Annotated in this window: 12 protein-coding genes; 1 reads left to right on the forward strand and 11 read right to left on the reverse strand. The window is 68.3% G+C overall.

The features are described 5' to 3' along the window. Positions 1-11: 11 nt before the first annotated feature. The 8 genes from FV227_RS07530 to FV227_RS07565 form a co-directional block, all read right to left on the reverse strand. On the reverse strand, positions 12-3,179 hold the full coding sequence (locus FV227_RS07530) for a CusA/CzcA family heavy metal efflux RND transporter (protein WP_147858678.1): 3,168 nt from the start codon (positions 3,177-3,179) through the stop codon (positions 12-14). Further along, positions 3,176-4,681, reverse strand: a complete 1,506-nt coding sequence (locus FV227_RS07535; protein ID WP_056251383.1) for an efflux RND transporter periplasmic adaptor subunit — start codon at positions 4,679-4,681, stop codon at positions 3,176-3,178. The genes FV227_RS07530 and FV227_RS07535 overlap by 4 nt, the downstream gene beginning before the upstream one ends. After that, positions 4,678-5,073 carry a FixH family protein gene (locus FV227_RS07540; protein WP_056251379.1) on the reverse strand — a complete coding sequence of 132 codons (396 nt, stop codon included), beginning with the start codon at positions 5,071-5,073 and terminating at the stop codon, positions 4,678-4,680. Before FV227_RS07540 ends, FV227_RS07535 begins: the two co-directional genes overlap by 4 nt. An 82-nt stretch (positions 5,074-5,155) precedes the next feature. Continuing rightward, on the reverse strand, positions 5,156-5,551 hold the full coding sequence (locus FV227_RS07545) for a hypothetical protein (RefSeq protein ID WP_056251375.1): 396 nt from the start codon (positions 5,549-5,551) through the stop codon (positions 5,156-5,158). Between the two features lie 44 nt (positions 5,552-5,595). Then, positions 5,596-6,759, reverse strand: a complete 1,164-nt coding sequence (locus tag FV227_RS07550; protein WP_056251372.1) for an MFS transporter — start codon at positions 6,757-6,759, stop codon at positions 5,596-5,598. Positions 6,760-6,766: 7 nt separating this feature from the next. Beyond that, the gene (locus FV227_RS07555; RefSeq protein ID WP_056251369.1) at positions 6,767-8,062 is read right to left on the reverse strand and encodes an arsenic transporter; all 1,296 of its coding nucleotides are present in this window, start codon (positions 8,060-8,062) and stop codon (positions 6,767-6,769) included. 36 nt (positions 8,063-8,098) lie between these two features. Next, entirely contained in the window at positions 8,099-8,524 is a 426-nt protein-coding gene (arsC, locus tag FV227_RS07560; RefSeq protein ID WP_056251366.1) for an arsenate reductase (glutaredoxin), read from the reverse strand. Continuing rightward, positions 8,524-8,871, reverse strand: coding sequence for a metalloregulator ArsR/SmtB family transcription factor (locus FV227_RS07565; protein WP_056251363.1), 348 nt, complete (start codon positions 8,869-8,871; stop codon positions 8,524-8,526). Before FV227_RS07565 ends, arsC begins: the two co-directional genes overlap by 1 nt. A 47-nt stretch (positions 8,872-8,918) precedes the next feature. Between FV227_RS07565 and arsH the strand changes: the two genes are divergently transcribed. Then, positions 8,919-9,671 (forward strand): arsenical resistance protein ArsH, encoded by a 753-nt coding sequence (gene arsH, locus FV227_RS07570; RefSeq protein WP_056251359.1) that lies wholly within the window; start codon positions 8,919-8,921, stop codon positions 9,669-9,671. A 517-nt stretch (positions 9,672-10,188) separates the two neighbouring features. Here arsH and FV227_RS07575 read toward each other — a convergent pair. From FV227_RS07575 to FV227_RS07585, 3 genes are all read right to left on the reverse strand, one after another. Continuing rightward, positions 10,189-10,542, reverse strand: a complete 354-nt coding sequence (locus FV227_RS07575; protein ID WP_056251355.1) for a hypothetical protein — start codon at positions 10,540-10,542, stop codon at positions 10,189-10,191. A gap of 598 nt (positions 10,543-11,140) precedes the next feature. Then, complete coding sequence (locus tag FV227_RS07580) at positions 11,141-12,379, reverse strand: hypothetical protein (RefSeq protein ID WP_056251353.1); 1,239 nt, start codon at positions 12,377-12,379, stop codon at positions 11,141-11,143. A gap of 802 nt (positions 12,380-13,181) precedes the next feature. After that, the gene (locus tag FV227_RS07585) at positions 13,182-13,445 is read right to left on the reverse strand and encodes a helix-turn-helix domain-containing protein (protein WP_147840852.1); all 264 of its coding nucleotides are present in this window, start codon (positions 13,443-13,445) and stop codon (positions 13,182-13,184) included. Between the last annotated feature and the right edge of the window lie 177 nt (positions 13,446-13,622).

Below are 13,622 nucleotides of genomic sequence, written 5' to 3' on the forward strand. Positions count from 1 at the left end.
CGTCCTCGTTGTCATTCCGCGGCCAAGGGCATCGTGTGCCCCTCGACGGGTTCCGGCCGCATGTCGGATCTCGGCAGTCCCCATCCCTTCACCAGCCCGTACACCGCCGGGATCACGACGAGGGTCAGGACGGTCGACGACACCATGCCGCCGATCATCGGCACCGCGATGCGCTGCATGACCTCGGAGCCCGAGCCGGTGCTCCACAGGATGGGTAACAGCCCGGCCATGATGGCGACCACGGTCATCATCTTGGGCCGCACCCGCTCGACCGCGCCGACCATGATCGCCCGCCTCAGGTCATTTCGCGATAGGGGCCGGCCCTCCCGCTCGCACTCCGTCCGGACCTCGGCCAGCGCATGGTCGAGGTAGACCAGCATGATCACCCCGGTCTCGGCGGCGACCCCGGCGAGCGCGATGAAGCCCACGGCCACGGCGACCGACAGGTTGAAGCCGAGCCACCACATCAGCCAGACGCCGCCGACCAGGGCGAAGGGCAGCGACAGCATCACGATGAGGGTCTCGGTCAGGCGCCGGAAGTTCAGGTAGAGCATCAGGAACACGGTCAGGAGGGTCAGGGGCACCACGATCTTGAGCCGGGCCGTCGCGCGGTCGAGGTACTCGACCTGCCCGCTCCACTGGAGGGTGGTCCCCGGCGGCAGGCTCACCTCGCCGGCCACCGCCGCTCGCGCCTCGGCCACGTAGCCGCCAAGGTCGCGCCCGGTGACATCGACGTAGATGAAGACCGCGAGTTGCCCGTTCTCGGTCCGGATCTGGGTCGGCCCCCGGGCCAGCGCGACCTTGGCGACTTCGCCCAAGGGGACCGTGCCTCCGCCCGCGATGGGTACCTGCACCTCGGTCGCGATGGATTGTGGGCTCGACCGGAAGGCGCGCGGGTAGCGAACGTTCACGGTGTAGCGCTCGCGGCCCTCGACGGTGTTGGTCACGCTCTCACCGCCGAGCGCCATCGCGATGACGTCCTGAACCTCGCCGACCGTTAGGCCGTAGCGGCCCAGAACCTCACGGTCCGGCGTGATGTCGAGGAAGTACCCGCCCTGGACGCGCTCGGCATAGGCGCTCGACGTGCCCGGCACCGCCTTCACCACCGCCTCGACCCGGCGGGCGACCTTCTCCATCTCGGCGAGGTCGGTTCCGAGCACCTTGATGCCGACGGGGGTTCGGATGCCGGTGGCGAGCATGTCGATGCGGGCGCGGATCGGCTGGGTCCAGGCGTTGGAGACACCGGGGAACTGGAGTGCGGCATCCATCTCGGCCTTGAGGCTCGCCAACGTCACGCCCGGGCGCCACTCCGCCTTCGGCTTCAGGTTGACGATGGTCTCGAACATCTCGGAGGGCGCCGGGTCCGTGGCCGTGTTGGCCCGGCCCGCCTTGCCGTACACAGACAGGACTTCCGGGAAGCTCTTCAGGATGGTGTCCTGTCTCCCTAAAAGCTCTCCGGCCTTGGTCACCGAGATGCCCGGCAGGGTGGTCGGCATGTACATCAGGGTGCCCTCGTCGAGGTCGGGCATGAACTCGGACCCGAGTTGCAGGGCCGGCCAGACCGAGGCGCCTAGAACGCCCAGCGCGATCAGGATGGTCAGCACCCGCGCCCGCAGGACGCCGGCGATGATGGGACGGTAGAGCCAGATCAGGAGCCGGTTCACCGGATTGCGGTGCTCGGGCACGATGCGGCCGCGCACGAACAGGACCATCAGGGCCGGAACCAGCGTCACCGACAGCACCGCCGCCGCCGCCATCGCGAACGTCTTGGTGAAGGCCAGCGGCCCGAACAGACGCCCTTCCTGGCTCTCCAGGGTGAAGATGGGCAGGAAGCTGACCGTGATGATGAGGAGCGAGAAGAACAGCGAGGGACCGACCTCGGAGGCGGCCTCTATCAGGACCTGGACCCGGGGCTTGCCGGGGTCCGCCCGCTCCAGGTGCTTGTGGGCGTTCTCGATCATGACGATGGCGGCGTCGATCATGGCGCCGACCGCGATGGCGATGCCGCCCAGGCTCATGATGTTGGCGCCCAAGCCCAGCGCCTTCATGCCCGCGAACGCCATCAGGATGCCGACCGGCAGCATCAGGATGGCCACCAGCGCGCTGCGCACGTGGAGCAGGAACACGACGCAGACGAGAGCGACGATGGCGCTCTCCTCGATCAGGGTGCCCTTGAGGGTCTCGATGGCCGCCTCGATCAGGTGCGAGCGGTCGTAGACGGGCAGGATCTCGGTGCCCTTCGGCAGGCTGGCGGCGACTTCGGCGAGGCGCGCCTTGGCGCTCGCGATGACGTCGAGCGCGTTCGCCCCGAAGCGCTGGAGGATGATGCCGCCGGCGACCTCGCCGTCCCCGTTCATCTCGGTGATGCCGCGGCGCTCGTCGGGACCGAGCTCGACCCGGGCGACGTCCTTCACCCGCAGGGGTGTGCCCGCCTCCGTCCTCAGGACGATGCTCCCGATGTCGGCGACGCTCTTGAGGTACCCGCGGCCACGGACGACGAACTCGAACTCGGACAACTCGACGGTGCGGCCGCCGACGTCGGCGTTGCTCGACCTGATGGCCTCCCGGAGCTTGGACATGGTGATGCCCTGCGCCCGCAGTCGGTTCGGATCGACGACGACGTTGTACTGCTTCACGAAGCCGCCGACGCCGGCGACCTCGGCCACGCCCTCGGCACGCGACGCTCCGAAGCGGACGACCCAGTCCTGGAGCGAGCGGAGTTCGGCCAGCGACCGCTCCTTGGCGACCACGACGTACTGATAGACCCAGCCCACCCCTGTCGCGTCCGGTCCCAGCGTCGGGGTCACCCCTGCCGGTAGGCGCTTGGCCACCGTGTTGAGGTATTCGAGCACCCGGCTGCGGGCCCAGTACGGGTCGGTGCCGTCCTCGAAGATGACGTAGACGAACGAGACCCCGAAGAACGAGAACCCCCTCACCACCTTCGACCGCGGCACCGTCAGCATGGCCGTGGTCAGCGGGTAGGTGACCTGATCCTCGATGACCTGGGGCGCCTGCCCGGGGTACTCGGTGTAGACGATGGTCTGGACGTCCGAGAGGTCCGGGATCGCGTCGAGCGGCAGGGTCCTCAGGGCGTAGAGCCCGGCTCCCACCGCGAACACGGTCCCGATCAAGACTAGCACCAGATTCTTTGCCGACCAGGCGATGAGGCGGGAGATCATGGCGCCTTTCCCTCGGCGGCGGCCTGCGGGCCCGGGTCGGGTTTGGGCTCCGAAAGCCCCTGCAGCGCCGCCTTCAGGTTGCTCTCGGCGTCGATCAGGAAGTTGGCCGAGGTCACCACGCGGTCGCCCGCGGCGATGCCGTCGCGGACCTCGACGTAGCCGTCGCCGCGGACGCCGAGCCTGACCGGTCGCGGTTCGAAGCGACCCTCGCCCTTGTCCAGCAGGACGACCTGTTTCGTGCCGGTGTCGATGACCGCGTCGTCGGGCACCGCGACCACCGGCCTGTCGCTGCCGGTGGCGATCGTCACGTCGGCAAACATCCCCGGGCGCAGGTCGCCGTTCGGGTTGGGCATTTCGATGCGCAGACGGGCTGTCCGGGTCCCCATCGCGAGGTGCGGGTAGATCCGGGTCACCGCGCCGGTGAAGACGCGGTCCGGGAACGTCCTGGCGCGCACGGTCGCCATCTGGCCTTCTGCCACGGCCGCCAAGTCGCGTTCGGTCACGTCGGCGAGGACCCAGACCTTGGAATGGTCGACGAGCTTGAACAGCGTGTCGCCGGACTTGGCGCGCATGCCGTCGGAGACATTGCGCTCGACCACGACGCCGTCGCGGGGCGCCGACCACGTGATGGTCGAGGGGACTTTTCGGGATCGCTCGATCTCGTCGATGACCTCGGGCGGGATGCCGAGGTTCTCCAGGCGCCGGCGGGCGCCCTCGTAGCCGATGCCGGTGAGGTACTGCGCAGCCGCCGCGTTCATCTCCGGCGAGAACAGGCGCAGGAGCGGCTGGCCCTTGTGCACGTGGTCGCCGGTGGTGACGCCCTCGACCTTCTCGATGAATGCGTCGGTGCGCATCGCGATGACCGAGATCCGGCGCTCGTCCTCCTCGATGGCGCCGGGCGCGCGCACCGGCATCGACAGGACGCGTCGGTCGACGACCGCCGTCCGGACCCCGGTGCGCTGTAGCTTGCCGGGCGAGATTTTCACGGTGCCGTCCTCGGTGTCCTCCCCCTCGTAGACGGGGAGGTAGTCCATCCCCATCGAGTCCTTCTTCGGGGTCGGCGAGGTGTCCGGCAGGCCCATCGGGTTGCGGTAGAAGCGCACCTTGCGGGCCCCCGCAGGCGTGGTGGCCTGACCCATGGCCATGTCGCCGTGCCCGGCGTCGGGCATCGCCTCCGCCTCGTCGGGTTCGTCGAAGCGCACCTCCTCGCTGGCGCGGACGGCGCGATAGTCGCGACCGTCCGCCGTGCGCCTCGGCTCGGAGGCGTAGTCCGGCTTCCCGTCCGGGTCCTGGTAGAAGACGACCGGTCCCGTCGCCTTCGCCGCGACCGATGCCTGTATCGGGGATGCCGGCCGGGGCGTGCTCGGCAGCCAGTGGGTGAACCCGGTCCGCGCCTGCTGGACGAGCGCCGGCACGGGGCTTCCCTCATGCCCCGCGCCATACCCCAGGGCCCCCGCCGCGAGCGCGGCGAGGGTCCCGGCCAGCCATGCCATCCGGCTCACTTGGTGGCCTTGAACACCAGCTTGTTCTCGACGGTGCCGGTCTCGCCCTGAACCTTGGCTCCGAGCGAGAGGCGCCAGCCGCCGGCCATCGTCAGCTTCGCCTTGAACCGGTAGAGGCCCGGCTCCGGCGACGGTAGCTGCTCGATCCTGGAGGTCATCTCCTCCATGCTGTCGGGCGCCATGTCGATGCGCTTGGCGAAGATGACGGCGTTCGGCACGGGCTTGGACGTGCGCTTATCGACGAGGCGGACGTCGAGGATGGCCTCGCCCTGCTTGGCCTCGTCCTTCACCAGTTGGAACTCGTAGTCCTTGGTGTCGGCCCGGGCCGCGGTGGTCAGGGCGAGACCGAGCAGCGCAGCCGTCAGGGCGCGTGAAAACGATGTCTTGGACACGGTGGATGATCTCCTGAAAACGATGTGACCCGGGCCTTCAGGCGCGCGGGATCGGCCGGCGCAGGCGCCGGCGGCATCGGGTTCAGGCTCGGGGAGGCTCGGTGGGCGGCCCTTGCGACAGGCTGTCGAAGGAGGCGGTGACGCCCCAGATCGGCCCCTCGACGCCGGCAACGCGGCCCGGAAGTCCGACGGTGACCGGCAGCCCGGTGGCGACCTTCGCCAAGCAAAGCGCCATCAAGGGGCAGCCCTTCGAGCAATCGGGCAAGTCCGGCCGCTCCTTGGGGCAACACGGCATCTCGTCCATGGCCATCCCGGCCATGTCGTCCATGGCCTCGTCGGGCATCGCCATGACGTTACCCTGAACGGCCATCGGCGCGCGCATGCCCGCGGCGGCCGCGGATGCGGTCACCGGCGCAAGGGCGAGGCTGAGAACCGCCAGGAGCGGAAGCAGCCTGCGAAGGGCGAGCCAGAAGGTCACCGTCGGACGATGCCACATCGTAGACCGGCGAGGAAGGGACGGGACTACCGGACGCGCCAAAGGGATACGGCGAGCGCGACGTTCGCGAGGGCGAGTACGGAAAGGAGGACATAGGTCGCGTCGGCGCCCGCCTGCGTCAGCACGACGGCCCCGAGGGAGGGCGCGAGCGCCTGCGCCACCAGCCCCGGACGGGCGAGCCGGCCGACGAGCGGGGCGTAGCGCTCGGGACCGAACAGCGCGAGAGGCACCGTGCCGCGGGCAATCGAGTAGATCCCGTTGCCGGCCCCGTAGAGGACGAGCGCCAGTCCGACCACGGGCAAGCCCGCTGCCAGCATCGCGATCCCGGTCGCCACGAGAACCATCGCCGCCGTGAGGGTCCAGAGCGGGTGGTGCCGGCCCTTGCCGGCCATCTCGACGATGCGTGCCCCCACCTGGGCCGGTCCGATCAGGGCGCCGTAGGCCACGGCCGATGTAAGAGCCACGCCACGGGCCTGAAGCAAGGTGATGAGGTGAACCGAGACCAGGGCCATCACGGTCCCGCCAAGGGTCAGCACCCCGGCCATGAGGAGGAAGGCGCGACGCTCCCGACCATCGAGACGAATGACGGGGCTCGGGCCTGCGGGTCGCGTGATCGGATGTGCGGGGGGCCGGGGGATCGCGAGCAGGACGAGCGGCAGCGTGACCGAAAGGTGCAGCCCGGCATAGGCGAGGCAGGTCCCACGCCAGCCAACCTGTTCGATCAGGAAGGCCGAGAGCGGCCAGCACACCGTGCTGGCGAAGCCGCCCCAGAGGGTCAGCGTGGTGATGGCAGGCCTTGCCTCGGCGCCGTAGAGGCGTCCGAGCGTGGCGAAGGCGGGATCGTACAGTCCGGTGCCCATGCCCAGGCCGATCAGGAGCCACCCCGCGAGGTAAGTCAGCAGGTTCGGAGCGAGGCCGAGGATAGCAAGGCCGACGGCGAGGGCGACGGCCGCGAAGGCCAGTACCTGCCGGCCGCCATGCTCGCCGATGTAGGTGCCGACCCGCGGCGAGGCCAAGCCCGCGACGAGGAGACCGAGGGACAGGCCGCCGATGACCCATCCCAGCGGCCATCCCGTATCCTTCGACATCGGCGCGGCCAGAACCGACAGCAAATAGAACGAGGAGCCCCACGTCAGGATCTGGACCACGCCCAGGGCCGAGATCACGGGCCATCGGCGCGCCGGGGCCATCGGATCGCTACCGGGCGCCGAGCACGGGTAGCCAGAGGGCCAGCGCCGCCAGGGTGACGAGCAGCACGGGCTGGGTGATGACCAGACCCACCCGCATGTACTGACCCCAGGTGATGTGCTGGCCCTTGGTGTCGAGGACGTGCAGCCAGAGCAGGGTCGCCAGACTCCCGATGGGCGTGAACTTCGGGCCGAGGTCGCAGCCGATGACGTTGGCGTAGACCATGAGCTCGCGCATCAGCGGCGAGAGATCCGGAGCCTGCTGGATGGAGAGCGCACCCACGAGCACGCTCGGCATGTTGTTCATGACCGAGGACAGGATGGCGGCGGCGAACCCGGTGCCGATGGTGGCGACGAACGGACCATGGCCCGAGAGCCAGACGAGCCCCTGCGCCAGATAGTCGGTCAGGCCGGCGTTCTTCAGGCCGTAGACCACGAGGTACATGCCGAGGCTGAAGAGCACGATCTGCCAGGGGGCCCCCGTCAGGACCTTGCGGATGGGAATGACGCGGCTGCGGCTGGCCAGCGCCAGCAAGACCAGTGCGCCGGCGCAAGTGACCACCGAGACCGGCACGCTGAACGGTGCCGTCACGAAGTAGGCGATCAGCAGCAGCCCGAGGAGCGGGAAGGCCGCCCGGAAGACCAGCGGGTCCTTGATCGCGTGGCGGGGCGCTTCGAGCTCGGCCACGGGGTACGTGGCCGGAAGGTCGCGCCGGTAGAACAGCCACAGCACCACCAGGGTCGCGGCCAGCGAGACGAGGTTCACCGGCACCATCACGGCCGCGTATCGGCTGAAGGAGATGTCGAAGAAGTTCGCCGAGACGATGTTGACGAGGTTCGAGATGACCAACGGCAGGCTGGTCGAGTCCGCGACGAACCCGCAGGCGACGATGAAGGCCAGCGCCGCCGCCGGCTTGAAGTTCAGCCGGAGCAGGATGGCGAGCACGATGGGGGTGAGCAGCAGTGCCGCGCCGTCGTTGGCGAACACCGCTGCGATCGCGGCCCCCAGCAGGATTACCAGCGGGAACAGCAGCCGTCCCCGACCCCCACCCCAGCGGGCGATGTGCAGCGCCGCCCAGTGGAAGAAGCCGGCCTCGTCGAGAAGAAGCGAGATGATGATCAGGGCGACGAAGGTGAAGGTGGCGTCCCAGACGATATGCCAGACCACCGGGATGTCCCCGGGGTGGATGACCCCGGTGGCGAGCGCGACCGCGGCCCCGATCAGGGCGCTCCATCCGATCCCGAACCCCTTCGGCTGCCAGATGACGAAGACGAGGGTGACCACGAAGATGGCGAGGGCGAGCATCGGGACCGTTTCTTGTTCTTGGTCTTTCAGGGCGGGTCAGGCGGTAGCGACGCGGCGCCCGTGCTCGTCGACGACGCGCTCGCCATCCTCCTTGACGAACTCGCCCTGTTGGGCGGGAAGGAGGTCGAGGACCGCCTCGGAGGGCCTGCATAGGGCAACACCCAGTGGGGTGACGACCAAGGGGCGGTTCAGCAGGATCGGATGCTCGCCGATGGCATCCAGAAGCTGATCGTCCGTCAGGCTCGGGTCCGAGAGGCCGAGCTCGCCGAAGGGCGTACCCTTCTCACGGAGCAGATCACGGACCTTCACGCCCGCCCGCTCGGCAAGCTGGCGCACCAGGGTCCGGTTTGGGGGCGACTTCAGGTACTCGACCACGTGCGGCTCGATGCCGGCGTTGCGGATGAGGGCTAGGGTATTGCGGGACGTGCCGCAATCCGGGTTGTGGTAGATCACGACGTCCATCAGGCGGTCTCCGTGCAACAGGCGGCGAGGGCAGCGACAGCCGGGGCGCAGACCTCGGGGCGTCCCTGGCAGCAGTCGCGCATCAGGAACTGGATGAGCTCGGACAGGTCCGGGTAGGCGGCGCTGTAGATGATCGAGCGCCCCTCCCGCCGGGAGGTGACCAGCCCCGAATGGCTGAGCTCCTTGAGGTGGAACGACAGGTTGGTGCCGGACACGCCGACCGCCTCGGCCAGCATGCCGGCCGCCATGCCCTCCGGCCCGGCGGTGACGAGCTGGCGCACGATGCGCAGGCGATGCTCCTGGCCGAGGGCCGCGAAGGCCGCCACAGCTTGCCGTTCGTCCATCATGATGTCAATATATCAACCATCGTTGAAACGTAGAGGAACGAAACGTCTTGGACAAGCCCCTGCAGCCCTTCGCCGATGGAATGCCGAACCTGAGCGAGGGGCATTTCGTGGTCCCGACGACCGACGCCCTGCACGTGAAGACACCGTTCACCCACGCCCCGCGCTTCCTGATCCTGTACGGATCGCTCCGTGAGCGCTCGTTCAGCCGCCTCCTCGCCTACGAGGCCGCGCGCCTGTTGGAGGCGATGGGCGGCGAGGTGCGGATCTACGACGCGCACGGCCTGCCGCTGCCCGACGACGCCACGGCCGATCACCCGAAGGTCCAGGAACTCCGAAACCTCTCGATCTGGTCGGAGGGCCACGTCTGGGTCAGCCCCGAGCGACACGGCGCCATGACCGGGGTCATCAAGAGCCAGATCGACTGGCTGCCGCTCTCGGAGGGTTCGGTGCGCCCGACGCAGGGGCGGACGCTCGCCGTGATGCAGGTCTCCGGCGGCTCGCAGTCGTTCAACGCGGTCAACAGCCTCCGCGTGCTCGGTCGCTGGATGCGGATGATCACCATCCCGAACCAGTCCTCGGTTCCGATGGCGTACAAGGAGTTCGACGACGCCGGCCGGATGAAGCCGGGTCCGCTCTACGACCGGGTGGTCGATGTCTGCGAGGAGCTGATGAAGTTCACGCTCCTCACGCGCGAGCGATCCGACTACCTCGTCGACCGGTATTCGGAACGCAAGGAGCGCGAGCCCGAAAGGCTCAAGGCCGTCGCCGTCGACATCGGGTTCGTGAAGCGACTCTCCTGATCTGCACGTCCACGCCGACCTCTTCTACGCCATCGCCTCGCCCGGTAGGATAGCGATCCCTATTTCAAGGGCTCCACGACCGTAAGCACAAGAGTCTGAGCGCTGGGGCACGTCGGCCGCCACGATGGCGACCACGGGGGCCGTCTCGTCGGGGCGCCGACGATCGCGACGTGGACGGATCCTTCGCCAACGTCGACGGCGGTCAGCTTCACTAGGCTCAGCTGGAGCTTCCGCATGCCGCCTCGGTCAGCGAGGGGGACCGGACGGAGTGGAGCGTCCCCGAGACGTAGACGAGGTCGCCGACGTCCGTGCCCGGCGCGTCGGCCTCGGCGATGGAGGCGATCGGCTCCGCAGTCAGGAGCAGAAATTTCGCTAGGCATCACGTCCTCCTTGGCCTTGCGCCGAACGAACCCCGCCCAGGTCCGGACGGTCCCGTGCGTCGCTGTCTCCAGCACCGCCACTTCGGAGAGGGTCGACGCGGTCAGGGGGCGAGCGAGGATGGCCAGGAGTGGGATGGTCACGACGCCGCCTTCAAGACGATCGCGTCGACGTCGGCGAAGGCGCCGTCGACCTCCGCGGTGGTGATGGCGCCGGCGCCGATGCCGGCGGCGACCTGGTTGTAGACCGCCAGACAGACGCCAATGTGCCTCCGGATCTGCAGGCTCAGCACCTTCAAGCGGTCGTTCGTGAGGGGCCGATCTACCCCGTCGGCGAACGTCCACGGGTCGCTGTCCTTCCGGGCGTCGAGCAGCGTCGCGGTGACCTCGCTTAGCGTGCGCGTCAGGGCCCGCTCGTTGACGGCGACCGCCCAGCCGTCCCACGTCGTGCCGCCCGCCTCGGCCGCTAGGTGCGCCTCGTATGCGTAGGCCAAGACAGCGGCCGCGTCGGGCGGAGCCGGAGCGTTCGGATCGAGCCAGTAGCCATCGGCCTGTTGGGCCTACCTGAGCCACAGCCAGGCGCCGACCGCGTCGCAGAAGACGTCGAGGGAGAGACTAACCATGTGAGATAGCATGGACCGGGGGCGTTAAGGGGGTGAACGTCACGTGGGGCCCTGAAACATAACACCCCCCGACCCCGGGGGCCGGAGGGTGCGCTCAGGATGTGGTGCATCGCGAGGACGACGGATACGTCGACAGTCTAGAATATACCCCACTGAACAGCATCGGACAAGCAAAAGAGGGCGAATAACGACGGTCTAGCAAGGGGTAAGCGGCGGTTCTAGACTTGGAACGACGGCGGTCCAGTAGGGGGTAGAGCCATTCCGCCCCCCTCCCTGAGCGTCGACGGCCAGCCACATCCAGGGAGGGCGGCGCAGAACGTCACGGTAGTGAGCTACACCAGGGAACGGGGCGGGCGGCAGCGACGGAGAAGGTAGCAGGGGGACGACGGCGGGATGACGACCCGCGGGGAACCAGGAGGCCCGGGCCCAAGGGGACAACGGGGGGCCAGGGGCCCATATGTGGAACCAATCACCCGATTATCGTTGAGGGAGAACGGGTTACAGCGCCGAGAACGCCCGTCAGGATTTCGTCCATCTTGGCCTCCATCCACGGGCCCTTGGAGGCCGGTACGATGAAGCTATCGTGGACGGGCAGGCAGGGGATGGACGCCTTCTCGCAGGCCTTGAGGACATCCACCGCCATGGCGCTGTCTACGGCCATGCAGCGGATCCCACGGTCTGCAGCGATGTCTGCGGCGATGGGGGTGTTCCGCGCCACGACGGCCTTGAGCAGGCCGCGGGTGTAGTCCCAGCCGTGCTCCCAGTCGTCCTTGTCCATAATGGCCGCCGCTGCCGCGTTCATGGTCTTCGCGTTCAAGGCGACGTTGAGGGCGAGCTTGCCCTCGTCACGGGGAAATGTCCCCGTGACGTAGGGATCGTGGCGCAAGACGTGACCACGGGCTGCGTAGAGGATCCGCGGATGGAGGGTGGCGAAGTCCGGCTCGAAGGCCGCCTCGCCGTTGATGAGGAGCTCCCAACGGCGTCCCTTGGGGAGGTTCTGCCACCATCCGTAGAGCCGGCCGTGGCGGTCCCAACGGCCACGGCCGAACACGCGGTAAACCTCGGGGCTCGGGGTCGGGACGACGCTGGCCCACGTCCCCTTCTCCTTGCGGTCGTTGCGGGCCCGGACAACGCGCGTGGCGTGCTCCCACCCGTCGCCCGTCGGCATCGTGACCGAGACGTTGCCGAGGTAGGCATTGATGCGGTCGAGCTCGGCCTCCAGGCGTCGCGTCTGACGTGTCGGGTCGTAGCCGATGACGTCGCCGGCCTCGTCCTTGAGGATGAGGCGGCAGCGACGCGTCTCGTACTCGAAGGGCGCGTCGCGGAAGGCGTGGACGAGGTCGGGGGTCGCACGCAGGCGGCTCTGCATCCCGGTGGAGAGGTGGTCGCCAGGGCGGGCCCGGACCTCCTCGATCAGCCCGAGCTCGACGAGTTCAGCCACGGCGGCGAGCACGCGGTCGTAGGTGTAGGGCAGGCCCATGTACCGCGATTGACCGGCGTAGAACGCCTTGCGGCGCGAGTAGCTGACCCAGCGATCCTCGCCGGGCGCCATGTCGGCCGCGATGCACGCGGCCGCGAGGACGCTGCGCCTGGCGACGTCCTGCCTGCGATCGGGGATGTCGGGGATGCCGGCGGCCGAGAGGATGTTCTCCGGGATGCGCCAGTGGAAGTCGAGGGCGCGGTCGCGCGCCTGTGCCGTGTTGAGCATGTCGTATCCATCGACACGTCAGGCACCACACCGCCGTGTCGGGACCGATGATCCGCTCGACATTAGCCTTAGTCTATGGGCCTGTGTTTTGGAGATCAGCTGATATACTTCGCGAGACCAGTAGTTCTACCGCCCCGACGGGGTGCATGATCTCACGGGGGTAAAGCATCGATTTCAGCCTCGCCCACGGCCTAACTTCGAGGCACCGGAGGATTCAGCCAACAAGCCCCGTGGACGGCTCCACGGGGCTCTAATGCGGTCGAAAATTTATTTGTGCTCGCATGCGGCCGTCGCCTGATGCCGTGAGGACATATCGAATCCGCGAACAGCTTGGTGAGCTGGTGGCTCGAACTCCTAACCCGATCGGGGTCTACCCGACGACCTCGCGGCGGCCCTGGAGCGGGCCCTGTCGGCCGTGAAGCACATCGACGCCGGTAGGATCGGAGCCGAGGCGTGATGCCCAGTAACCAGGCGTTCCTACTCACCTTCGCAGGCCTGCTGCGAGTCGGCATCCTCGCCGACCCTGTCCCGACCTACCGGGCATGCCGATCGGCTTGCGCCGCCCTTGGGGACGCATCCGTGCCCGTTGACTACACCTGACCGATTCGCGCGGTCCGCTCAGTCCACGAGGAGGATTGGGAGAGTCGGCTGAGGCCCACCCCAACCGCGGCCGCCGTGCGGGCCACGCTGGCGAGCGAGGGCGTGGAGAGCGTCCTGGCACGGTGGGGCGGGCGCTACCGAGGCAAACTCATCGCGGCAGCGAACCGCGCCGCGCGCAGGTCACCGCCCGCCAGACATCCCCTTACGTGTCCGGGATCGGGGGCACGTCCGGAGGCGTCGCCTGCGTGTAGGTGACGGTCTGCACCGTGTAGTCGGGCGTGCCTGAGAAGCTGATGCCCAAGCCGGCGTAAAACCCCATCACGGAGTGGAGCGCGCTCAGGGACGACTTCCTCATCTCGACGGCGACCATGGTCCTCTGGGACAGGCCGACGCGTCGGGAAATTTCGTCCTGCGTCAGGCCGACGAGGGTCCGCGCGGCGCGCAGCTGCATTGGGGAGGGATACACGACGAGGCACTCCGAGCCGGATTCGATGGAAGGCCATTATCACCAAAGCGCCCGAAACGTGCAATGACGGCACATCGACTCGCGTTCTCAGAAGAAGGTGATAACCTTCGATTCGTGCCGACATCGCCGGATCCACTGGCGAAAAAAATGGCCCCGGAAGCGCGCGAACGCCGCCGA

Origin of the sequence: Methylobacterium sp. WL119, assembly GCF_008039875.1 — a bacterium.
Taxonomy (GTDB): domain Bacteria; phylum Pseudomonadota; class Alphaproteobacteria; order Rhizobiales; family Beijerinckiaceae; genus Methylobacterium.

Coding starts and splice junctions, on each gene's coding strand:
- FV227_RS07565 (WP_056251363.1), bottom strand. CDS start 8,871: ATGATGGACGAACGGCAAGCTGTGGCGGCCTTCGCGGCCCTCGGCCAG.
- FV227_RS07555 (WP_056251369.1), bottom strand. CDS start 8,062: ATGCTCGCCCTCGCCATCTTCGTGGTCACCCTCGTCTTCGTCATCTGG.
- arsC (WP_056251366.1), bottom strand. CDS start 8,524: ATGGACGTCGTGATCTACCACAACCCGGATTGCGGCACGTCCCGCAAT.
- FV227_RS07580 (WP_056251353.1), bottom strand. CDS start 12,379: ATGCTCAACACGGCACAGGCGCGCGACCGCGCCCTCGACTTCCACTGG.
- FV227_RS07530 (WP_147858678.1), bottom strand. CDS start 3,179: ATGATCTCCCGCCTCATCGCCTGGTCGGCAAAGAATCTGGTGCTAGTC.
- FV227_RS07550 (WP_056251372.1), bottom strand. CDS start 6,759: ATGGCCCCGGCGCGCCGATGGCCCGTGATCTCGGCCCTGGGCGTGGTC.